Here is a 21,992-nt window from a genome sequence, read left to right on the forward strand (position 1 = left end):
TCGGTATTAGGTGTGTTGCAGTTGCTCCATTCGCTCTGGTGTCCCACTGCGGCCGCTGGATAGCGTTGGCGCACTGATGTGACGCCTCGCCCCACCGGGAGCCGACTGTGAACCGCCGTCCCACCCTGCTCGCAGCGCTTGCGCTGACCGCCACCGCGGCGTTGACGCTGTCCGCGTGCGGAAGCGACGACGACTCTCCCGCGAAGGACAAGGACACGATCGCGGGTGCCGACACAGGACAAGAGAAGTCGGCGTCGCCGAGTGTCTCCGCTTCCGCTTCGGCGGACCGACCCAAGATCGAGCTGCCCTCCGACGTGACCCATAAGTTCGAGTGGCCGAAGACGGGCGACAAGGACAAGGACGCCATCCTCAGCGACTCGGAAGAGCGGATCAAGGCGGTTGACATGGCGATCGCAGAGCAGGATCCGCTCCACGAGGCCTACCGTTTTTACACCGAGGGCACGGCTGCCGCGGGCAGCGAGAAGTTCATCCAGGAGTTCGTCGATCACAAGGCTCGCACCACTGGCGTGACGCGCTTCTACGACGCGAGTGTGACGGTCAATGAAGACGGAACGGCCGGTCTGGTGTACTGCGAGGACCAGGGCAAGGCGTACAACAAGTTCCTCGAAACCGGCAAAACCGATGTCACACCGGTGAGCAAGAACTCGTACGTCATCTATGCAGCCACGCTGCGCCAGAACAAGAACGGTGTGTGGGTAACTGAGCGTCTGACCTCGCAGAGGGGGAGCGAGAAGTGCCAGCCTTGATCAAGGGCAAGCATCTGCTGATGACTGTGGGACTCACCACGGCGATTCTCGTCGGCAGCACGCCCGCGTACGCCGAGACGGGGTTCGGCGGAAGTACGAACGGAGGTGGGGACGCCAATCTGTCCGACGACGGCAACCTCTCCGTCTCCGCCGGAGGCGTCCGTTTCGATCACTCCAAGAACGGCAAGGGCGGCAAGGTCGGCGCGCTCACGTCGAGCACCTCGTGGTCTCCTCCGCCCTGCTGGTACGCGCCCAAGTACTCCCCGGAGGAGCTGCAGGCGTACCTGGAGCCGATCTGGGAGGCCGGTTCGACCGGGCACGAGTGGGACAACGAGCAGCGGAAGAAGTACACGGACCCGGACGACCCGGAGAAGGACTTCAACAAGCACAAGTCCGGCAAGGGGTACTGGTGGGACTCGTACGTTGACAAGAGCTTCCCGCCCGGCTGGGACTCCTGCACCAAGGACTACTTCTGGGTGGACCAGGGTGACCCGCCGCCCGCGGACGTCGAGAACGCCGTCACGCCGGAGGTCCTCGCCGAACTCGCCTACTCCGAGATCCGCGTCCCCGGCACCGAGGTGACCCTCGCTCCCGCGCAGGCGACCAAGGTGAACCTGCCGACCTGGTCGTGGCTGGACGGCGCCGAGTTCCAGCCGGTGTCGGTGACCGCCTCCGTGCCGGAGATCGGCATCTACGCGACGGCCACGGCGGAACCGGTCACTCTGAAGATCGAGCCCGGCACCCCCGACGCCGAGACGTACCCCGCCTCCGGCGTCTGCGAGATCAACAACGGCCGGATCGGCGAGCCGTACGCCAAGGGCAAGGCGAACCGGACGCCTCCGTGCGGGGTGAAGTACCTCCGCTCCTCGGGCGACGGCACCTTCCCGCTGCAGGCGACCGTCACCTGGGAGGTCCACTGGAACGGCTCCGGCGGCGCGGGCGGCGACCTGCCCGACGGTGAGTTCGGAGCGACCCAGGACGTCGTCGTCCAGGAGATCCAGTCCGTCAACCGCTGACCGCACGCACACACGCACACCACCCCCCGCCCGCCCCGGCCGAGGTTTTCCGGGGCGGGCCCCCGTGGGTAGGTACACCCGCATGACGACGACACTCGGCGCCGTGTTCCGCCCCCAGCTCGCCCCCGAGCGGCTGCGTCCCGTCGTGCGTGCCGCCGACGCGGCCGGGCTCGAGGAGCTGTGGCTGTGGGAGGACTGCTTCCGGTCGGGCGGCATCTCCACCGGCGCCGCCGCCCTCGCGTGGAGCGAGCGCCTGCGCGTCGGCGTGGGACTGCTGCCCGTCCCCCTGCGGAACGTCGCCGTGACCGCCATGGAGGCCGCCTCCCTGTACCGGATGTTCCCCGGCCGCCCGATCCTCGGCGTCGGGCACGGCGTGCAGGACTGGATGGGGCAGGTCGGCGCGCGCGCCGGATCGCCCCTCACCCTGCTCCGCGAGCATCTGACCGTCCTCCGCGCCCTGCTGGCCGGCGAGACGGTCACGACCAAGGGCCGCTACGTCGCCCTCGACGGCGTCACGCTCGACTGGCCTCCGCCCGGCCCCGTCGACGTCCTCGCCGGCGGGATGGGCCCCCGCACCGTACGGCTCACCGGGGAGGCCGCCGACGGCACCATCCTCACCGCCGACACCTCCGCCGACGGCGTCCGGCAAGCATGCGCGCTGATCCGGGAGGGCCGCGTCGCGGCGGGGCGTGATCCGGACGGCCACCGTGTCGTCGTCTACCTGCTGACCGCGACCGGCGCCGGGGCGCGCGAGCGGCTGGAGGCCGAGCTGGTCGCCGAGGGGCACGCCGCGGACGCCGACCTCGGGGTCGCCGGGGACGCCCGCGCCGTCGCCGACGCCGTACGGCGGCTGGCCGAGGCGGGCGCCGACACGGTCGTCCTCCAGCCCACCGGCGACGAACCCGACCCGGAGGGCTTCGTCCGCTTCGCCGCGGAGGACGTACGGCCACTCCTCACATAGCCGACTCACATAGCCGACCCACATAGTCGACGCGGAAAAGGGCGCGACGAGCCGGCCCGCCCTCGGGCATCCTCGCCGCATGAGCCGCCCCCGACCCCGCACCCTTCCCCGTACGTTCGACGAACTCCTCGCCGAAGGCGCCTCCGTGCCCACCGAGGGGTGGGACTTCTCCTGGTTCGAGGGGCGCGCGACCGAGGCCCGGCCGTCCTGGGGGTACGCCACCACCGTCGCCCGCAGGCTGGGCCGGGCGGACGGGCCCGTGCTCGACGTCCAGACCGGCGGGGGAGAGGTCCTCGCGTTCTCCCTCGGCCGGGCGTCCCGGCGGCCCCTGCTGGTCGCGGCCACCGAGGGCTGGCCGCCCAACGTCCGCAAGGCCGCGCACACCCTCCGGCCGTACGGCGTGACCGTCGTCGCGGCGGCCGAGGACGCGTCGCTGCCCTTCGCCGACGCGTCCTTCTCCCTCGTCACCAGCCGGCACCCCGTGCGGCCGCTCTGGCACGAGATCGCCCGTGTGCTCCGGCCCGGCGGCGCCTACCTGGCCCAGCACGTCGGGCCCGCCAGCGCCTTCGAACTCGTCGAGTACTTCCTCGGCCCGCTGCCCGAGGAGAGCCGCACCGCGCGCGACCCCGAACGGGAGCGGCGGGACGCCGAGGCGGCCGGGCTGGAGGTGGTGGACCTGCGGGCCGAGCGGCTGCGCATGGAGTTCCACGACATCGCCGCGGTCGTGCACTTCCTGCGCAAGGTGATCTGGATGGTCCCCGGCTTCACGGTCGAGGCGTACCGGCCGCGGCTGCGGGAGCTGCACGAGCGGATCGGGGCCGAGGGCCCCTTCGTCGCCCACAGCTCACGGCACCTCGTCGAAGCCCGCAGGTCAGGGAGCCGGGCCCGCGGTCCACGCGCGTAGTGTCCGCATCGTTACGGTTGAGGGCTGGCCTCCGCGGCGGCGCATCGCTTAGGTTCGGACCAATTGATTCGCGCAAGCAAAGCTGCGCGGAAGGGTCACCGCGCAGTGGAGGGGGCTGCGCGGTGACCGCATTACCGGGCCCGCACCGCCCGCTTCCCCTCCTCCTGCCGCTTCCCCTCCTCTTGTCGCCTCGCCCGCCTCCGGGTCAAGCCGCGGCCTTCGCGGGGGTCACCCGTCGGGGGGACGGCCGGAAGAGTGGCCGGAAAGGTGCAGGGTTGGTGTCACACCGTGCACAGAGTCCCCTCAGCCCTCTTTTCCCGCGCGTTTTCGCCGGGTTCCGGCCACAAAGACCCCCTGAAACGGCCCCTCCGAGGGCATCCGGGCGTCGTCGGGCGGTTTCGGAGAGTAGTTGTGCCGCGCCGATGCACGCAGCATCACTTACGAAGGGTTATGGTGGAAACCCCCCCTCGGGCCGGTCCGTCTCCCCCCCACGGACCGGCCCGTTTTTTCATGCCCGCTTACCGGCCCGTTTCCGGCCCGCTTCCGGTCTGGACCTGGTCCGCTGCCCGGCCCTCCGCCGGACACCCTCCGGCGGCCCGCGGGACACCTCCGGCAGCCCGCCGGGCACCCGCCTGCCGCCCTCCACGTCGCCGCTTCCCCGGGTCGGGCCCCCCGCCCCACGGCCGTCCCCGCCCGCGCCGCGCGAACCGTGATGCTCGCGACGCACGGCCGGGATCGCCGTGCCGCCGTGACCGCCCAAACGGCGTGCTGCCGCAGCACAGCCGACAAAAGGCCGCCAGACCGGACGTTGGGGACCCCTGCCCCGGCGGGGGTACGCTTCGCCCCTGGGGACCGCCATACGGGCAGGGGCCGCCCGCGGCCGAGACCGGGCCGCTTGCCGCGCGACGCGGCGGGGTGCCGCGCCTGTCCGATCCGTACGGAGGGGCTGACGATCACGTGAACCTGCGCGACAAGCTGCGGAGCCTGCTGGTCAGGCTGTACGCGCGCCGGGTGGAAGGCCACCTGGACACCGCTCAGGTGCCGAAGCACATCGGCGTCATCATGGACGGCAACCGCCGCTGGGCGAAGGCCGCGGGTTCCAGCACGGTGCACGGCCACCGGGCGGGCGCCGAGAAGATCGAGGAGTTCCTCGGCTGGTGCTCCGAGACGGACGTCGAGGTGGTCACCCTGTGGCTGCTGTCGACGGACAACTTCGACCGGCCCAAGGAGGAGCTGGTCCCCCTCCTCGGCATCATCGAGGACGTGGTGCGCACCCTCGCCGCCGACGGGCGCTGGCGGGTCCACCACGTGGGCACCCTCGACCTCCTGCCCTCCGGGATGCAGACGGTCCTGAAGGAAGCGGAAGCGGCCACGGCGCACGTCGACGGAATAGTCGTCAACGTCGCCATCGGGTACGGCGGGCGCCAGGAGATCGCCGACGCCGTGCGCTCCATGCTCCTCGAGGCCCACGACAAGGGCGTCCCCATGGACGAGCTCGCCGAGTCCGTGACCGTCGACATGATCGGACGTCACCTGTACACCAAGGCGCAGCCCGACCCGGACCTCGTCATCCGCACGAGCGGGGAACAGCGGCTGTCCGGATTCATGCTCTGGCAGACGGCCCACTCGGAGTACTACTTCTGCGAGGTCTTCTGGCCGGCCTTCCGCAAGGTGGACTTCCTGCGCGCGCTGCGCGACTACGCGGCCCGCCACCGTCGCTTCGGCGGCTGAGCGCCCCACCCGGACCCCACCCGGCTCCCGCTCCCCGCCTCCCGCCCCACGCCTCCCCGCACCACCGCGCCGTCGCGTCACCGTGGGGCACCTCCCGCATCACCCCGCTCCACCCGCGCCCCCCTCGTGTCACCAGGGGTCACGCGCCGTTCACCGGCGCGCCGTCACAGGCCGTGGCATGGCAGCGCTTGTTCGAGGGCATAACTCAGTCAGGTCGACGCCCGAACCACGGGTGTCGGATCTCAGCGGACGGCACGGGAGCCGTCCGCCCGGGAGGCCCTTTGCACCAGCCCGACCGTGCGGTCACGGCACGGAAGAAGCGGCGGAGGGCCGGTTCTCGGCCCGTCGTGCATCAGGGCCGTCGACCGGTCCAGCTCCGCCTCGTCGCTCCCCGACCTCATCCGAGGGGGTTCGTCCTTCCGTGGTGACCAGCGCAAAGCGCCACAAGCCTGACCGGCGCACCTACGTTCTCGACACCAGCGTCCTGCTGGCCGACCCCCATGCCCCGAGCCGCTTCGACGAGCACGAGGTCGTGCTCCCCGTCGTCGTGGTCACGGAGCTGGAGGCCAAGCGGAACCATCCCGAGCTCGGCTACTTCGCCCGTCAGGCCCTGCGCCTGCTGGACGACTACCGGGTGCGGTACGGCCGTCTCGACGCCCCCATCCCCACCGGGGAGCTCGGCGGGACCCTGAGGGTCGAGCTCAACCACTCGGACCCCAGCGTGCTGCCCAGCGGCTACCGCCTGGGGGACAACGACTCCCGCATCCTCGCGGTCGCCCGCAACCTGCAGGCGGAGGGGTTCGACGTCACCGTCGTCTCCAAGGACCTCCCGCTCAGGATCAAGGCGTCCTCCGTGGGCCTCCTCGCCGAGGAGTACCGCGCGGAGCTCGCCATCACGGACTCCTCCGGCTGGACCGGAATGTCCGAACTGACCCTGCCCGGCGAGCAGGTGGACATCCTCTTCGAGGAAGGCCACGTGTATGTGCCGGAGGCGGCCGGGCTGCCCGTGCACACCGGGCTGACCATCCAGTCCGAGCGCGGCAAGGCGCTCGGCCGGGTCACCCCGGAGGGCAACGTCCGTCTGGTGCGCGGCGACCGGGAGGCGTTCGGCATCAAGGGCCGCAGCGCCGAGCAGCGGATCGCGCTCGACCTGCTGCTTGACCCGGACGTCGGGATCGTGTCCATGGGCGGCCGGGCCGGCACCGGCAAGTCCGCGCTCGCGCTGTGCGCGGGCCTGGAGGCCGTGCTGGAGCGGCGGCAGCACCAGAAGGTGATGGTCTTCCGTCCGCTGTACGCGGTGGGCGGGCAGGAGCTGGGCTATCTGCCCGGTTCCGAGGCCGAGAAGATGAGCCCCTGGGCGCAGGCCGTGTTCGACACGCTGTCGGCGGTCACCAGCCGGGAGGTCATCGAGGAGGTCACCGCGCGCGGCATGCTGGAGGTCCTGCCGCTCACCCACATCCGGGGCCGCTCGCTCCACGACGCGTTCGTCATCGTGGACGAGGCCCAGTCGCTGGAGCGGAACGTCCTGCTGACCGTTCTGTCCCGGATCGGGGCCAATTCCCGGGTCGTCCTGACGCACGACGTGGCGCAGCGGGACAATCTGAGGGTCGGCCGGTACGACGGTGTGGTCGCCGTCGTCGAGAAGCTGAAGGGGCATCCGCTGTTCGCCCACGTGACCCTGAACCGGTCCGAGAGGTCCCAGATCGCGGCCCTTGTGACCGAAATGCTCGAAGACGGTCACATCTGACCCTCGCGTCCCAACGCGGGGTGGTTACGCGCGAGTTGGCGCCGTCCGGGAAAGGCGTAGAGCCTAGCCGGGCGGCGTCGGCGCGTGTGCGGTTTTCCGGTAATCCCCAGGGCCAAACGACATGTGAGCTTTCACACGCAACAGAGAATTGCCTTGCGCCGCCCGGTTACGGCAGAGTCTCACTCCTGTCAGGCCCCGCATACGACACAGCTGCACCCCCAGCGGTGCAGAACCACATGAGAACACCGTTTCAACTCCATAGCGTCGTCGTATGCCGCCCGAGCACCACGCGGCGCTCCTGTCGAAGGAGTTGCCCACCGGGCCCGTGCCTCCCGTGACCCGTAGTTGGGGAGGCCAGTGCCAGGGGCACGATTGCGTCCGCGAGGGTCACCGAAGCGGGCGATGCTGGAAGGAAACCGTGTGAGCCGGATCTCGGTCCGGGGATTCGCAGTGGCCTCGGCCACGGCGGTCACCGCTGTCGGAAGCGTCGTCGGCGTTGCCTCGGGCAGCACCGCAGCGCAGAACAACGACGCCGAAGCGACGGCAGCCGGCACCACGCTGCTCGCGGACATCCCCGCAGGGCAGCAGGCGCAGGTGCAGACCGCGTCGCTGACGCAGCAGGCCCAGACGATGGCCATCGCCGCCGACGCGACCGCCAAGAAGGACGCGGAGGAGGCAGCCCGCAAGGCCGCCGCCGAGACCGCGATCGCGAAGAAGAAGGAAGCCGAGAAGGCCGCTCAGGAGGCCAAGGAGCGCGAGGAGCGCGAGAAGGCCGCCAGCCGCTCCGCCGTGCGCGACGCGTCCTCCTTCGCCGCCCAGGGCTCCTACTCGGTCGCCGACGTCCAGGCCATCGCCCGCCAGATGGTGCCCGCCGACCAGTTCCAGTGCTTCAGCAACATCGTGGACCACGAGTCCAGCTGGAACTACCAGGCGTCGAACCCCTCTTCCGGCGCCTACGGCCTCGTGCAGGCCCTGCCGGGCTCCAAGATGGCCTCCGCCGGCGCCGACTGGCAGACCAACCCGGCCACCCAGATCAAGTGGGGCCTCAACTACATGGACAGCCGCTACGGCAGCCCGTGCGGCGCCTGGGAGTTCTGGCAGGCCAACCACTGGTACTAGGTCCTTCGGACCGTCCCGCCGCCCCGCGGCGCGCTCGACTCCGCGACAGCCCCGCACCGTCCTACGGTGCGGGGCTGTCGCCCTGTACCGTCTGACCGACGGCGCCAGGGGGACTGGTGGGCGGAAACGGGGGAAGAGGACGGATCATGTCGCGACTGCCAGGGTGGCTCGACCGGGTCGGAGCCGGACTGACGAAGGTCGGCCAACGGCTGGAGGAGCGCCGCGCCGAAGTCACGCGCGACCAAGGGCCTGACGACGACTCCGCGCGCCACACCGCCGACCCCGACCGGACGTCCCAGCCCTCCGAGTACACCCAGGTGGTGCTCCCGGCGCGCCCCGACCCGGCGCAGGCCGTGCCCTGGGGCGTCAGGGTCGCCGCCGAGGCCGGCTGGCGCCTGCTGATCCTCGCGGGCACCGTCTGGGTGCTGATGCGCATCATCAGCGCCGTCCAGCTGGTGGTCCTGGCGTTCGTCGCCTCGCTGCTCATCACCGCGCTGCTCCAGCCCACCGTCGCCCGGCTGCGGCGGCTCGGGGTGCCGCGCGGACCGGCCACCGCGCTGACCGCGCTGTTCGGCTTCGTCGTGATGGGCCTCATCGGCTGGTTCGTGACCTGGCAGGTCATGGAGAACGTCGACACCCTCGCCGACCAGATCCAGGACGGCATCGACGAACTGCGCAACTGGCTGCTCAACAGCCCGTTCCACGTCACCGACAAGCAGATCAACGAGATCGCCAAGAACCTGCGCGAGGCGGTCGGCGCCAACACCGAGCAGATCACCTCGGCCGGCCTGGAGGGCGTCACGGTCGTCGTCGAGGCGCTCACCGGCATCCTGCTGGCGGTCTTCTCGACGCTGTTCCTGCTCTACGACGGCAAGCGGATCTGGCAGTGGTCGCTGAAGCTGGTCCCGGCCGCGGCCCGTCCGGGCGTCGCCGGCGCCGGTCCGGTCGCCTGGCGCACGCTCACCGCGTACGTGCGGGGCACGGTGGTGGTGGCGCTGATCGACGCCATCTTCATCGGCCTCGGCATCTACTTCCTCGACGTGCCGCTGGCGGTGCCGCTCGCCGTCTTCATCTTCCTGTTCTCGTTCATCCCGCTCGTCGGTGCGGTGGTGTCCGGCGCGCTGGCCGTCGTCGTCGGGCTCGTCACCCAGGGCGTGTTCACCGGTGTGATGGTGCTCGTGGTGGTGCTGGCGGTCCAGCAGATCGAGGGTCACATCCTCCAGCCGTTCATCCTCGGGCGCGCGGTGCGGGTCCACCCGCTCGCGGTGGTGCTGGCGGTGGCCTCCGGCGGTCTGGTGGCGGGCATCGGCGGCGCGGTGGTCGCCGTGCCGCTGGTCGCCGTCTCCAACACCGTCGTCGGCTATCTGCGGGCGTTCTCGCACGAGGCGGCCCTCGTCCAGTCGCCCCGGCCGCGGGGCGCGACGGCCATGTCGGCCCCGGACGCCCCGGTCCCGGCGCACCCCGAACCCGGGCCTCCGGCCACGGAGTCCGAGCGGTCCGGGGAGCCCGACCGGCCCTCGGACGAGCGCTGACGCGGAGCACCGGAGCGCGAGCGGCTGCCGCTCCCGGCGTCCGTCGGCGGGCACGCGCCCTGCGGACCGGTGCCCCCGATACGCGGGGAAACGGCGACGGGCCCGCCCACCCCGGCAGGGTGGACGGGCCCGTACACGACGGGGCGGGCGCGGAGTTACTCCGCGAGGGCCGCCTCGGCGTCGAGGGTCGCGGCGACGGCCTGGACCACCGCGGCGATCTTGAACGCCTCCTGGACGACGTCACGGTCCACGCCGGCCTTGCGCAGCACCTGCTCGTGCGAGTCGAGGCACATGCCGCAGCCGTTGATGGCGGAGACGGCGAAGGACCAGTACTCGAAGTCGACCTTGTCGACGCCGGGGTTGCCGATGACGTTCATCCGCAGACCGGCCCGCAGGTTGCCGTACTCGTGGTCCGACAGCAGGTGGCGGGTGCGGTAGAAGACGTTGTTCATCGCCATCACCGCGGCGGCGGCCTTGGAGGCCGTGTACGCCTCGGGCGACAGGTTCGCCTTGGCCTCCGGCTCCAGCTCGCGCAGCACGATCGGGGAGCGCGAGGCGATCGCGGTCGCCAGCACCGTGCCCCAGAGCTGCTGGGCGGGCAGGTCGGAGTTGCCGATGACCGAGCCCAGGTTGAGCTTCAGGTCCTTGGCGTAGTCCGGTATGCGGGACTTCAGGGAGTCGAGGGACATGTCAGCTCACTCCCCCGACAGCAGCGCGACCGGGTCCAGGGTCTCGTCGCCCTTGGACCAGTTGCACGGGCAGAGCTCGTCGGTCTGCAGGGCGTCCAGGACCCGCAGGACCTCCTTCGGGTTACGGCCGACGGAGCCGGCGGTCACCATGGAGAACTGGATCTCGTTGTTCTGGTCCACGATGAACACGGCGCGCTTGGCGTAGCCGTCCTCGCCCTCGATGCCGAGGTCGCGCATCAGCTCGTGCTTCGGGTCCGCCATCATCGGGAACGGCAGGTCGCGCAGGTCGTCGTGGTCCTTGCGCCAGGCGTGGTGGACGAACTCCGAGTCACCGGAGAAGCCGAGGACCTGGGCGTCGCGGTCGGCGAACTCGTCGTTCAGCTTGCCGAACGCGGCGATCTCGGTCGGGCACACGAAGGTGAAGTCCTTGGGCCAGGCGAAGACGACCTTCCACTTGCCCTCGTAGGTCTTGTGGTCGATCGTCTCGAACTCCTTGCCCTTCTCCAGCGAGACGCAGGCGGTCAGTTCGAACTCGGGGAACTTGTCACCGACAGTGAGCACGCGCTCTCCTTGCAGCGAAGAAACACCCCAATTGCGGGTGTTTCCCATGGGTTGGACTCGGTTGATGTTGGCACAGAGTGCATTGATCAGTGAAATAGCTACACTCGGTCGGGTTGATCGAAGGGACCTATCAGTGACTGTCGGTGACCGGCGCAGGCAGCCGAGCCTGGCCCAGCTGCGGGCGTTCGCGGCGGTGGCCGAGCATCTGCACTTCCGCGACGCCGCCGGAGCCCTGGGGATGAGTCAGCCCGCGCTGTCCGGGGCGCTGTCCGCGCTGGAGGAGACGCTCGGCGTGACGCTCGTGGAGCGTACGACACGCAGAGTGCTGCTCACCCCGGCCGGGGAGCAGCTCGCCGCCCGCGCGAAGTCCGTGCTCGCGGAGGTCGGCGCGCTCAAGGAGGAGGCGGAGGCGCTGCGGGCGCCCTTCACCGGGGTGCTGCGGCTCGGCGTCATCCCGACCGTGGCGCCGTACCTGCTGCCGACCGTGCTGCGGCTGGTGCACGACCGCTATCCCCGGCTCGACCTCCAGGTGCACGAGGAGCACACCGCGAGCCTGCTCGACGGGCTGGCCGCGGGACGGCTGGACCTGCTGCTGCTCGCCGTGCCGCTCGGCGTCGCCGGGGTCACCGAACTACCGCTGTTCGACGAGGACTTCGTGCTGGTCACCCCGCCCGGACACCGGCTCGGCGGACGCGACGGCATACCCCGCACGGTGCTGCGCGAGCTGAACCTGCTGCTGCTCGACGAAGGGCACTGCCTGCGCGACCAGGCCCTCGACATCTGCCGCGAGGCCGGCAGCGCGGGGGTCGCGGCCACCACCACGGCGGCCGGACTCTCCACGCTGGTCCAGCTCGTCGCGGGCGGCCTCGGCGTCACCCTGCTGCCGCGCACCGCCGTCGAGGTGGAGACCAGCCGCGCCGACCGCCTCCTCACCGCGCGCTTCGCCGACCCCGCCCCCAAACGCCGCATCGCCCTCGCCATGCGCACGGGCACGGCGAGGGCGACGGAGTACGAACAGCTGGCGGCGGCGCTCCGCGGGGCGATGCGCGACCTGCCGGTCCGCACGGTGGAGGACGGGGCGGGGGACCGACGCCCCCGCATCACTCCGTACGGAGACCGTCCGGGCGCATCATCTTCAGCAGGGGCGGGAGGCTGAGCAGGGTGACCAGGGCGACCACGCCCGCGCCGACGGCCGCCATCCCTGCCACGCTGCCCCAGTCCACCCGGACCGGTGTCGCGGTCATCCGCAGCAGCACCGCCCCGAGGACCGTGCCCACCAGCGAGGAGAGCACGAGCCCCAGGCCGATCGGAACCGCCGTCTGCCACAGCACCGACAGGCTCAGCGTGCGGCGGCGGGTGCCGAAGGCGACCAGGGCCGACAGCAGCTTGCGGCGCTCCCGCAGCTGTTCGAGCTGCGAGACCAGCAGACTCGTCCCGATGAGGAAGAGCACGGCGGTGGCGCCGACGAACAGGCCGGTGCGGATGGAGTCGAACCGGGTGACGCGCTCGGTGGCGACCCAGGTCGAGGCGTGGGCCAGCGGGTCGACGGAGGCGGCCGTGTTCCGCACCAGCTCCTGCGCGTCGGCCACCGACTCGTCGATGCCGAGCCACAGCCTTCCCGACATCAGCTTGTCGACGCCGGGCGTCACGGCGCCCGGCGTCAGCAGGAAGCCGCTGCTCAGCATCCCGGACGGGTCCTCGACGGCCGCCGCGCTCTTCACACCCTCGGGCACGGTCCAGACGACGTCCCGCTGAGGGGCGGCGGAATCGCCGTTCGGCTGCATGTGCAGGGTGCGGCCGGGCTTGTTGAGGAACGGCGTGTCCGTGTCGTAGTCGACGCCGGTGAGCGCGAAGACGTCACCGTCCCGGCAGTCGGGCAGCTTCGCGAGCGCGCGCAGGTCATCGCAGTCGCCGACGGTCAGCTGCGCCCCCCGCACCGCTTCCTCGGGGTCGTCGGTGAGCTTCTCGTAGGCGTATCCGTGGGACAGCGCCTGGATGTCGCGGACGCCCTCGGTCTTCTCGAACGCCGCCGCGGCCGGGGCCACCGGGACGCCGTCGGGCAGGTCGACCTGCATCTGCGCGCGGGACACGTCCTGTCCCGTGTCGCGGGTGTACTGGCCTTCGATGCCGGTGAACAGCATCTGCAGGGCGATCGCACCGGCCACCGCCACGGCGATGCCGTTGACCATGCGGGCCGCGGTGCCGCTGCTCAGCTGGAGGCGGCGCACAGCGAGCTGCCAGGCCAGACCGCCGGCGCCCAGCCGGGCCACGACCGTCTCCACGATCCACGGCAGCAGGGCCGTGACCCCGACGAGGAGGCACATCACACCGCCGACCACCAGGACCTGGTTGAAGTCGCCGTTGTCGCTGCCCTGGCCGATCATCGGCACGAGCATGGCGACGCCCGCGAGTGGCAGCAGCAGCCGCCACCACAGCCGGCGGCGGGCCGGCCGTGCCGTGCGGACCACGCCGAGCGGCTCGATGACCACGCCGCGCAGCGCGATCAGGGTGACCAGGACCGCGGCGGCCGGCACCGCGACCGCGACCAGCAGCGCAAGCAGCGGCGAGGGGTTGAGGTCACTGGGGAAGACGCTGACGCGGAACAGCTCGATGGATGACGCGAATGCGCGTCCCGCCAGGAAGAACAGGGTGCCGAAGACCAGCCCGAGCACCGCGCCGGCGAGGGCCTCGCCCGCGGCGATCCTCCGGGTCATCCGGCTGTCCGAGCCGACCAGCCGCAGCGCGGCGAGCCTGCGGTCGCGCCGCTCGCCGCCGAACCGCACGGCGGTGGCGATGAACACGCCGACCGGCACCAGCAGCACCACGAAGATGACCAGCGTCAGCATGACGAGGACGGGGTCCAGCGGCTCGGTGTACTGGCTGCGGTCCGCGCCGAAGGCGTCGATCCGCATGACCGTCGGGCCGTCCAGCCGCTCGGCGAGGCCTGTGGTGCCCGCGTAGAAGGCGAGTTCCTGGGAGCCGATCAGGCCGGGTTCGCCGATGGTGCCCACGACGTCGTACGGCAGCCGGTCCCGCAGCAGCTCGCCCTCGTCGGAGGCGAGGAGCTTCTTCAGGGCGGGGGAGACCACCATGGCGCCGGGCTTCGGGAGTTCGCTCACCCCGGGCGGCACCGGGGCGTTCGGGCCCTCGGCCTCCACCAGGCGGCCGCGGATATCGGTCTCCCTGAAGTCGCTGTTGGCGTGCGCGATGAGCAGGGTGTCGTCCGACGGGCGCAGGGTGTCCTGGGAGTACGCGTGGTCCTGGCGGGCGTCCTCCCTCCGGTCGCGTGCGTCGAGCAGGTTCGGCACGGCGGCGGTGAGCAGCAGCAGCGCCACCCCCAGCCCCACGCCCACGGCGGTGAGCAGCGCCCGGGTCCAGCCCTCGCGTCCGCCGGTGAGGGCGAAGCGGGCGCCGAGGGTGAGATCCCGGGCCCACTGACGGGCGCTCATACGGCCCGCTCCATGTCACGCGCCTTGCCGTCGCGGACGACGATCTCGCGGTCGGAGTAGGCGGCGACCCGCGCCTCGTGGGTGACGAGGACGACGGCGGCGTTGGTGGAGCGGGCGGCCTCGGTGAGCAGTTCCATCACGCGCTCGCCGTTCAGCGAGTCCAGCGCGCCGGTCGGCTCGTCGGCGAACACCACCCGCGGTCCCGTGACCAGCGCGCGGGCGACCGCGACCCGCTGGCCCTGACCGCCGGACACCTCGCCGGGCCGCTTGCCGCGGACGTCGTCGACCTCCAGGCGCTGCATCCAGGTGAGGGCGGTGCGCTCGGCCTCCTTGCGGGGGGTGCCGTTCAGCCGGAGCGGCAGCGCGACGTTCTCCACGCAGGTCAGCTCCGGCACGAGCTGGCCGAACTGGAACACGAAGCCGAACTCGGAGCGGCGCAGGGCGCTGCGCTCGGAGTCGTTCATCGCGGTCAGCTCGCGGCCGTTGTACGTGATGGACCCGGCGTCGGGGGTGACGATCCCGGCGAGGCAGTGCAGCAGGGTCGACTTGCCGGAGCCGGAGGGGCCCATGACGGCGACGACCTCGCCCGGGTGGATGGAGAACGCGGCCCCGTCGAGCGCCTTGGTCGGGCCGTACGTCTTCTGCAGGTCCCGAGCGGCGAGCAGGGAACCGGCGGGTGCGGACACGGTCATCGGGCCACCGCCTCACGGAGTTTGTCGAGGCGCGCGGCGGTCAGTTCCAGCCAGCGCAGGTCGGCCTCGAGGTGGAAGAGGGCGTGGTCGCAGATCAGCTGGTCGGCGAGGTCGCCCTTGCGCTTGCGGTCGGTGAGCACGCGCATGCTGCGCAGGTGCTCCGAGCGCTGCGTGTCGAGGATGTCGGCGGCGTCGCGCTCGGTGAGGAGGGCGAGGACGACCTTGGTGTAGAGCGTCGACTGGAGGTACGGCTCGGGCTTCTCGGGCGTGGCGAGCCACTGGGCGACGTCGGTGACGCCGGCCTCGGTGATGGCGTACCGCTTGCGCTCGGGGCCGCCGCCGGCCTCGATGCCGTCGACCTCGACGAGGCCGTTCTTCAGCAGCCGCGACATCGTCGAGTAGACCTGGCCGTAGTGCAGCGGCCGGTCGTGACCGAACTTCGCGTCGAAGGCGCGCTTCAGGTCGTAACCATGACGCGGCCCGGACTCCAGGAGCCCCAAAAGGGTGTGACCGATGGACATGCGGAGCACTCTACACACCGTGTATACGCGGTATGTATACACGCTGTGTGCAGACCACGACCGAACCGAGGACACCGCAGGTGAGGGCCTGTTGTCACGGTTCTGTCACTGGCGTCGGACGTGCGTCCGGCCCCCGCCTCGCGGGGCGGGGGCCGGTTCAGCCGGAGGGCTCGGAGGGCGGGGGGCCGCCCGACGGGGGGCGGGTGGCCGGGGGGCGGCCTCGGCGGGGGAGGGGGCCCGTCTCGCCGGGGAGACGGCCCGCCTCCGCGAGGGCGCGGCGCAGCAGGAACTCGATCTGGGCGTTCGCCGAGCGCAGCTCGTCACCCGCCCAGCGGGCCAGCGCCTCGTACACCGCCGGGTCCAGCCGCAGCAGCACCTGCTTGCGCTGCGGCCGGTGCTGCGGGGCCGGGTCCCCGGACGGTGCGGTCACTGGTAGAGCGTCCCGGTGTTGAGGACCGGCTGCGCCGAGCGGTCACCGCACAGCACGACCATCAGGTTGGACACCATCGCGGCCTTCCGCTCGGGGTCGAGGTCCACGATGTCCTGCTCCTGGATGCGGGCCAGCGCCGTCTCGACCATGCCCACGGCGCCCTCCACGATCTGCTGCCGGGCCGCGACGACCGCGCCGGCCTGCTGCCGCTGGAGCATCGCCGAGGCGATCTCGGGCGCGTAGGCGAGGTGCGTGAAGCGGGACTCGATGATCTGCACGCCGGCGGCCTCGACGCGCGCGTGCAGCTCGACCGCCAGCTTCTCGGTGATCTCCTCGGCGTTGCCGCGCAGCGACAGGCCGTCCTCGTCGTGGGCGTCGTAGGGGTACTCGATGGCGATGTGCCGCACGGCCGCCTCGGTCTGGGTGGAGACGAACTCGACGTAGTCGTCCACCTCGAAAGTGGCCTGCGCGGTGTCCTCGACCCGCCACACCACGACCGCGGCCAGCTCGATCGGGTTGCCGTAGGCGTCGTTCACCTTCAGCACCGCGGTCTCGTGGTTGCGCACCCGGGTGGAGATCTTGGTGCGGGAGGTGAAGGGGTTCACCCAGCGCAGGCCGTCCTGGCGGATGGTGCCCCGGTAGCGGCCGAAGAGCTGCACCACCCGCGCCTCGCCCGGCGCCACCATGTTCAGCCCGCACATCGCGATGAACGAGGCGAGCGCGACGAGGATGCCGCCGGTGATGAGGCCGGCCTTCGCGCCCGTGCCCTCGACCGCCGTGGCCACGATGATCATCGCCACGCCGGCCAGCAGTCCGACCAGGCCCAGCAGCAGGGCCAGTCCGCCGCCGATGCTGTGCGCCGGGGTCTCCCGCACGCGCGGGGCCGGCATCTCGGGCACGTCGGCCGTGACCTGCGGGTCGTGTGTGGTCATGGAGGATCCCCCGCTTCTCCGCGCGCTTCCGCGCGGTCTTCGTGTCTCTGTCGCGCCGTCTATCGACGTTCTAGCTAAGTGATATCACATTATCTGTTCATGGCAACCTCACGCGTCTCTCGTACGTCGGTTCCGTTGGAGCGGGTGCTGATTGTCACGCCCGTAAAGGCCGGATCGGCGGCCCTTTGTCATAGCTCCCGGTGTTAGCTTGCTGAGCTGACCTGAGCGGCGAACGTGTGTGCCGCATGAGCACACGGATACGAAGCGGAGCGGAACAGGCGTATGGGACGAGCGGAAGAAAGACGCGCACGACAGCGCGGCGGGCGCCGTGCGGCACCCAAGGGCCGCGCTGCCGCCGCGGGCGGCCGCACCGGCATACGCCGCCTCTTCACCTGGAAGAAGATCGTCGGCACCTTCTTCGCCCTGTGCCTGCTCGGCATGGGCGCCTTCATCGTGCTGTACATGATGATCGACATCCCGGAGGGGAACGCCGACGCCGAGCTGCAGAGCAACGTCTACGAGTACAGCGACGGCAGCCTCATGGCCCGCGACGGCGACCGCAACCGCGAGATCGTCGACCTCGCCCGGGTCCCCAAGCCCGTGCAGCGCACGTTCGTCGCCGCCGAGAACAAGACGTTCTACAAGGACTCCGGCGTCGACCTGAAGGGCACCGCCCGCGGTGTCCTCAACACCCTGTCCGGCAAGGGCGCGCAGGGCGGCTCGACGATCACCCAGCAGTACGTCAAGAACTACTACCTGACGCAGGAACAGACCGTCTCCCGCAAGCTCAAGGAGCTGGTCATCTCCCTGAAGCTGGACCGGGAGAAGTCCAAGGACTACATCCTCGCCGGGTACATCAACACCAGCTACTACGGCCGCGGCGCCTACGGCATCCAGGCCGCCGCCCAGGCCTACTACCGCGTCGACGCCGAGGACCTCACCGTCGAACAGGGCGCCTACCTCGCCGCGCTGCTCCAGGCGCCCAACCAGTACGACTGGGCCATCGCCAGCGACCGGGGCAAGAAGCTCGTCCAGGAGCGCTGGGACTACGTCCTGGACAACATGGTCGAGCAGAAGTGGCTGAACGCCGGCGAGCGCGCCGGCATGAAGTTCCCCGTGCCGAAGGAACCCAAGGCAGCCCCCGGCATGGAGGGGCAGACCGGCTACCTGGTCGAGGCGGCCAACACGGCCGTCAAGCAGCAGCTCGTCGAGCAGGGCGTCGCCGAGGACCTGGAGCAGGCCAAGGCGCTGCTGGACCGCGGCGGCTACACGATCACGCTGAACATCGACAAGAAGAAGCAGAAGGCGCTGGAGAAGGCGGTCAAGGACCGGCTCACCAGCAAGCTCGACCCGAAGAAGCGGGACGTCGACGCCGACGTCCAGGCCGGCGCCGTCTCCGTCGACCCGAAGACCGGCAAGGTCGTGGCGATGTACGGCGGCGTGGACTACGTGAAGCACTACACCAACAACGCCACCCGCAAGGACTACCAGCCGGCGTCCACGTTCAAGCCGGTGATCCTCGCGTCCGCCCTCGACGAGGGCGCCGAGACCCAGGACGGCGTGCCCATCACGGCCGACACGCTCTACGACGGCGACAGCAAGCGTCCCGTGGTCGAGGACGGCGAGAAGGTCGGCTTCGCCCCGCCCAACGAGGACGACCGCGACTACGGCGACATCACCGTCCAGGAGGCGATGAACAAGTCCGTCAACTCCGTCTTCGCGCAGATGGGCGTCGACGTCGGCATGACCGACGTGATGAAGACCGCGGGCGCGCTCGGCATGGACGAGAACCTCGACCCGTTCCCGGCGCAGACCCTGGGCACCATGGGCGCCAGCCCCATGCAGATGGCCGGCGTCTACGCCACCCTCGCCAACCACGGCAAGCAGGTCACGCCGTCGATCGTGAAGTCGGTCGAGCACAAGGACCGCACGATCGAGATGCCCGACCCGGTCGGCGGGTCGGTCATCAGCCGGCGGGCCGCCGACACGGTCACCTCGGTGCTCACCGGCGTGGTCGACGACGGTACGGCGCAGGCGTCCGTGCGGGACAACCCGCTGCGCGACGGCCAGCAGGTCGCGGGCAAGACCGGCACCTCCGACGACAACAAGTCGGCCTGGTTCACCGGCTACACACCCGATCTGGTCACCTCCGTCGGCCTGTTCGGCGAGGACGCCAAGAACGGCAGGCAGGTCCCGATGTACAAGGCGGGCGGCGTCGACTACCGCGTCAACGGCGGTGGCTTCCCGGCCGAGATCTGGTCCGCGTACACCTTCGGTGTGATGGACGAGGTCTCCACGTTCGACCTGGAGACCGAGCAGGGCGCGGGCGTGGCCCCCACCCGGAGCCCGTCGCAGTCGGAGACGGAGTCCGAGACGCCGTCGCAGACGCCGACGACGGAGGCGCCGACGACGACGGCTCCGCCGACCACCACGTCCCCGCCGGAGACGACGGAACCTCCGTCCCAGACGCCGACGTCACCCCCGCCGTCGCAGACGCAGACGTCCCCGCCCCCCACCTTCGACCTGCCGGGCGGCCCCCCGGACCTCGAGAACAACGACCGCGAATAAGGCACAACACGCGCAGTTCCCCGCGCCCCTGAAGGGGCACGGGGAACTGCGCGAGCAACCCACGACCAGCCGCACCCGCTAACCGTGGTTCAGCTCGAACCACACCACCTTGCCGGTGCTCAGCCGCGTCGCCCCCCACCGCCGGGCCAGGCGGTTGACCAGGTACAACCCACGCCCGCCCTCGTCCGTCGCCCGCGCCTGCCGCAGCCGCGGCAACTGCGGCACGTCGTCCCCGACCTCGCACCGCAGCACATCCGTCCGCAGCAACCGCAGCGTCACCGGCCGCGACGCGTACCGCACGGCGTTCGTCACGACCTCGCTGACCAGCAGCTCCACCGAGTCGCTCAGGTCCTCCAGGCCCCAGCGGGACAGCTGCCGCCGGGCGAGACGCCGGGCCCGGCCGGGCGCCGCGTCCTCCGGCTCCAGGAACCAGTACGCCACGTCGCTCGGCGCGATCCCGTCGAACCGGGCGGCGAGCAGCGCGATGTCGTCGTCCCGGTCGCCCGGGCCGAGCATGTCGAGCACCTCGTCGCAGAGCGCCTCCAGCGGCGGCGGATGATCGGGCCCGGTCAGCTGCGCGGTCGCGGCCAGCTTCTCCCGCAGCTGCTCGATGCCGGTCCACACGTCACGCAGCCGGGACTCCACCAGGCCGTCGGTGTAGAGCAGCAGGGTCGCCCCGGCGGGCGCCTCCAACTCCACGGCCTCGAAGTCCACCCCGCCCACGCCGATCGGGGCGCCCGCGGGCACCCGCAGCACCTCCGCGCGCCCGCCCAGGTGCAGCAGGACGGGCGGCGGATGGCCGGCGTTGGCGACGGTGATGCGGTGCGCGACCGGGTCGTACACCGCGTAGAGGCAGGTCGCCATGCGGTCCACGCCGAGCCGCTGGGCCTGCTCGTCGAGGTGGTGCAGCACCTCCTGCGGCGGCAGGTCGAGCCCGGCGAGGGTCTGCGCGGTGGTGCGCAGCTGGCCCATGATCGCCGCCGACGTCATGGAGTGGCCCATCACGTCGCCGACCACCAGCGCGACCCGGCTGCCGGGCAGCGGGATCGCGTCGTACCAGTCGCCGCCGACCCGGGCGGTCTCCGCGGCCGGCAGGTACCGCGACGCCAGCCGCACGCCGGTGCAGCGCGGCAGCGTCTCCGGCAGCATCGTCCGCTGGAGCTCGTCCGCGATGTACGCCTCACGCCCGTACAGCACCGCCTTGTCGATGCCCAGCGCGCTGTGCGTGGCGAGCTGGGCGGCGACCAGCAGGTCGTCGGCCTCGAACGGGATGCGCTCGGGACGCCGCAGGAACAGCGCCGCGCCGATCACCCGGCGGCGGCCGCGCAGCGGCGCGAGCACCGCCCGCTGGCCGTCGGGGACGGCCGCCGCGCCCTCCTCGCCGAGGAGTTCGGGCAGCGCCGCCCGCGCGGCCGGGGCGTCCGTGAACACCGGCCGGACCCCGCGCAGCACCTCGGCGAGCGCGCTGCCGGGCCGCACCGTGCACAGCTCCTCGCCGACCGCGTCCAGCTCGGACGGCTGCTCCGGCGGCGCGATCGGCATGAACCCGCCGCCCTCGGTGTCCCGTTCGGCCGGGATCCGGTCCGTGCGGCGCAGCCGCAGCACCAGCGGGCCCGTCGGCCGCTCGTCACCGACCGGCAGCGGGTCGCGAAGGTACACCAGGATCGCGTCGGAGAAGGTCGGCACGGTCGCCCGGCACAGCCCCATCACGATCTCGTCCAGGTCGATGCCGCGGGCGATCCGCCGGGTCGCCGCGCCGACGAAGCGCAGCCGGTCCCCGTCCCGCCGCATGGGCGTGGGACGGCCCGGCCGCGTCACCTGGCCGGTGCGGCGGTCGTTGCCGCCCGGGGGCCGGTCCACCCGGCCCTGCCCGTCGGCGGGCTGCACCGGGATGCCGTCCGGAGCGGGCCGCGGACGGGGAGCGTCCGGCTCCGCGTCCGGGCCGGCGCCCGGCTGGGAGTGCTCGGACGCGGGACCGTCCGCCGCGTCGGGCGCGCCCGGGGTGACGGCGCCGGGCGCGGGCGGCTCACCGCCGGAGCGGCCCTGTGCCGGTAAGGCGGCCCCCGTACCGGCCGTGGGAGCCGGGGAACGAGGGAACGCCCCGCGGGGATCCGCGGGGTCCACGCCCGGCTGGGGGCGCTCGAAGGAGGTCGGCTGCTCCGTCACGCGTGTCGAGTCCATCCGTCCGGCGCACGCCGTGCGCGCGGTTCGCTCCGCCGAAACTCCGATACCCGGAACAGGCGCCCCCGGAACGGATTTCGCGTGTGGTCAGAGGTTGTTCCTGCGACGCCGGCCGGCCGTCGTCGGCCCGTGCCGGTGTTTCCGTACCCCTCGCTCACGTCCTGCCGCCCCTCGGTGACGTCCGGTCAAGCT

General features: G+C 71.5%; 18 protein-coding genes. 10 read left to right on the forward strand and 8 right to left on the reverse strand.

All coding sequences use genetic code 11. The features are described from left to right. Window positions 1–107: 107 nt before the first annotated feature. From ACQZOG_RS19195 to ACQZOG_RS19230, 8 genes are all read left to right on the forward strand, one after another. Window positions 108–767, forward strand: coding sequence for a hypothetical protein (locus ACQZOG_RS19195; RefSeq protein ID WP_033272213.1), 660 nt, complete (start codon window positions 108–110; stop codon window positions 765–767). 20 nt (window positions 768–787) lie between these two features. After that, entirely contained in the window at window positions 788–1,783 is a 996-nt protein-coding gene (locus ACQZOG_RS19200) for a hypothetical protein (RefSeq protein ID WP_391604953.1), read from the forward strand. Window positions 1,784–1,865: 82 nt separating this feature from the next. Then, window positions 1,866–2,744 carry an LLM class flavin-dependent oxidoreductase gene (locus ACQZOG_RS19205; RefSeq protein WP_033272212.1) on the forward strand — a complete coding sequence of 293 codons (879 nt, stop codon included), beginning with the start codon at window positions 1,866–1,868 and terminating at the stop codon, window positions 2,742–2,744. Between the two features lie 79 nt (window positions 2,745–2,823). After that, window positions 2,824–3,648: a class I SAM-dependent methyltransferase gene (locus ACQZOG_RS19210; RefSeq protein WP_193455655.1), complete on the forward strand. Its 825-nt coding sequence runs from the start codon at window positions 2,824–2,826 to the stop codon at window positions 3,646–3,648. 957 nt (window positions 3,649–4,605) lie between these two features. Continuing rightward, window positions 4,606–5,379, forward strand: a complete 774-nt coding sequence (locus ACQZOG_RS19215; protein WP_033272210.1) for an isoprenyl transferase — start codon at window positions 4,606–4,608, stop codon at window positions 5,377–5,379. A 421-nt stretch (window positions 5,380–5,800) separates the two neighbouring features. Then, a complete protein-coding gene (locus ACQZOG_RS19220) occupies window positions 5,801–7,126 on the forward strand; it encodes a PhoH family protein (RefSeq protein ID WP_033272209.1) in 1,326 nt (441 codons plus the stop codon). A 420-nt stretch (window positions 7,127–7,546) separates the two neighbouring features. Further along, window positions 7,547–8,245, forward strand: coding sequence for a transglycosylase SLT domain-containing protein (locus ACQZOG_RS19225; protein WP_033272208.1), 699 nt, complete (start codon window positions 7,547–7,549; stop codon window positions 8,243–8,245). Window positions 8,246–8,391: 146 nt separating this feature from the next. Continuing rightward, window positions 8,392–9,777, forward strand: a complete 1,386-nt coding sequence (locus ACQZOG_RS19230) for an AI-2E family transporter (RefSeq protein ID WP_033272207.1) — start codon at window positions 8,392–8,394, stop codon at window positions 9,775–9,777. Window positions 9,778–9,932: 155 nt separating this feature from the next. On the opposite strand, the gene ACQZOG_RS19235 is transcribed toward ACQZOG_RS19230, so the two are convergent. Together ACQZOG_RS19235 and ACQZOG_RS19240 are read right to left on the reverse strand one after the other, a co-directional pair. Next, a complete protein-coding gene (locus ACQZOG_RS19235) occupies window positions 9,933–10,466 on the reverse strand; it encodes an alkyl hydroperoxide reductase (protein ID WP_193455657.1) in 534 nt (177 codons plus the stop codon). Window positions 10,467–10,472: 6 nt separating this feature from the next. Further along, window positions 10,473–11,027 (reverse strand): peroxiredoxin, encoded by a 555-nt coding sequence (locus ACQZOG_RS19240; protein WP_033272205.1) that lies wholly within the window; start codon window positions 11,025–11,027, stop codon window positions 10,473–10,475. Window positions 11,028–11,160: 133 nt separating this feature from the next. Between ACQZOG_RS19240 and ACQZOG_RS19245 the strand changes: the two genes are divergently transcribed. Further along, window positions 11,161–12,183, forward strand: a complete 1,023-nt coding sequence (locus tag ACQZOG_RS19245) for a LysR substrate-binding domain-containing protein (RefSeq protein ID WP_351082032.1) — start codon at window positions 11,161–11,163, stop codon at window positions 12,181–12,183. Here ACQZOG_RS19245 and ACQZOG_RS19250 read toward each other — a convergent pair. The 5 genes from ACQZOG_RS19250 to ACQZOG_RS19270 form a co-directional block, all read right to left on the reverse strand. Continuing rightward, a complete protein-coding gene (locus ACQZOG_RS19250; RefSeq protein ID WP_033272204.1) occupies window positions 12,128–14,476 on the reverse strand; it encodes an ABC transporter permease in 2,349 nt (782 codons plus the stop codon). The two genes, ACQZOG_RS19245 and ACQZOG_RS19250, sit on opposite strands and share 56 nt — an antisense overlap. Beyond that, window positions 14,473–15,168 (reverse strand): ABC transporter ATP-binding protein, encoded by a 696-nt coding sequence (locus ACQZOG_RS19255; protein ID WP_193455658.1) that lies wholly within the window; start codon window positions 15,166–15,168, stop codon window positions 14,473–14,475. Before ACQZOG_RS19255 ends, ACQZOG_RS19250 begins: the two co-directional genes overlap by 4 nt. Then, window positions 15,165–15,689, reverse strand: coding sequence for a PadR family transcriptional regulator (locus ACQZOG_RS19260; protein ID WP_033272677.1), 525 nt, complete (start codon window positions 15,687–15,689; stop codon window positions 15,165–15,167). Before ACQZOG_RS19260 ends, ACQZOG_RS19255 begins: the two co-directional genes overlap by 4 nt. Window positions 15,690–15,846: 157 nt before the next feature. Beyond that, window positions 15,847–16,119 (reverse strand): hypothetical protein, encoded by a 273-nt coding sequence (locus ACQZOG_RS19265; RefSeq protein WP_193455659.1) that lies wholly within the window; start codon window positions 16,117–16,119, stop codon window positions 15,847–15,849. Further along, window positions 16,116–17,051, reverse strand: coding sequence for an SPFH domain-containing protein (locus ACQZOG_RS19270; RefSeq protein ID WP_033272202.1), 936 nt, complete (start codon window positions 17,049–17,051; stop codon window positions 16,116–16,118). The genes ACQZOG_RS19265 and ACQZOG_RS19270 overlap by 4 nt, the downstream gene beginning before the upstream one ends. A 282-nt stretch (window positions 17,052–17,333) precedes the next feature. On the opposite strand from ACQZOG_RS19270, the gene ACQZOG_RS19275 reads away from it, so the two are divergent. Further along, on the forward strand, window positions 17,334–19,619 hold the full coding sequence (locus tag ACQZOG_RS19275) for a transglycosylase domain-containing protein (protein ID WP_193455660.1): 2,286 nt from the start codon (window positions 17,334–17,336) through the stop codon (window positions 19,617–19,619). A gap of 78 nt (window positions 19,620–19,697) precedes the next feature. On the opposite strand, the gene ACQZOG_RS19280 is transcribed toward ACQZOG_RS19275, so the two are convergent. After that, a complete protein-coding gene (locus ACQZOG_RS19280) occupies window positions 19,698–21,800 on the reverse strand; it encodes a SpoIIE family protein phosphatase (protein WP_387757680.1) in 2,103 nt (700 codons plus the stop codon). Between the last annotated feature and the right edge of the window lie 192 nt (window positions 21,801–21,992).

Source organism: Streptomyces sp. P13-3-3 (assembly GCF_050571355.1).
Classification (GTDB): domain Bacteria; phylum Actinomycetota; class Actinomycetes; order Streptomycetales; family Streptomycetaceae; genus Streptomyces; species Streptomyces althioticus.

Bases quoted from the DNA above. Each gene is read 5' to 3' on its own strand.
- ACQZOG_RS19200 (WP_391604953.1), top strand. From the start codon at position 788: ATGACTGTGGGACTCACCACGGCGATTCTCGTCGGCAGCACGCCCGCG.
- ACQZOG_RS19205 (WP_033272212.1), top strand. From the start codon at position 1,866: ATGACGACGACACTCGGCGCCGTGTTCCGCCCCCAGCTCGCCCCCGAG.
- ACQZOG_RS19210 (WP_193455655.1), top strand. From the start codon at position 2,824: ATGAGCCGCCCCCGACCCCGCACCCTTCCCCGTACGTTCGACGAACTC.
- ACQZOG_RS19230 (WP_033272207.1), top strand. From the start codon at position 8,392: ATGTCGCGACTGCCAGGGTGGCTCGACCGGGTCGGAGCCGGACTGACG.
- ACQZOG_RS19235 (WP_193455657.1), bottom strand. From the start codon at position 10,466: ATGTCCCTCGACTCCCTGAAGTCCCGCATACCGGACTACGCCAAGGAC.
- ACQZOG_RS19250 (WP_033272204.1), bottom strand. From the start codon at position 14,476: ATGAGCGCCCGTCAGTGGGCCCGGGATCTCACCCTCGGCGCCCGCTTC.
- ACQZOG_RS19255 (WP_193455658.1), bottom strand. From the start codon at position 15,168: ATGACCGTGTCCGCACCCGCCGGTTCCCTGCTCGCCGCTCGGGACCTG.
- ACQZOG_RS19260 (WP_033272677.1), bottom strand. From the start codon at position 15,689: ATGTCCATCGGTCACACCCTTTTGGGGCTCCTGGAGTCCGGGCCGCGT.
- ACQZOG_RS19270 (WP_033272202.1), bottom strand. From the start codon at position 17,051: ATGACCACACACGACCCGCAGGTCACGGCCGACGTGCCCGAGATGCCG.
- ACQZOG_RS19275 (WP_193455660.1), top strand. From the start codon at position 17,334: ATGGGACGAGCGGAAGAAAGACGCGCACGACAGCGCGGCGGGCGCCGT.
- ACQZOG_RS19280 (WP_387757680.1), bottom strand. From the start codon at position 21,800: ATGGACTCGACACGCGTGACGGAGCAGCCGACCTCCTTCGAGCGCCCC.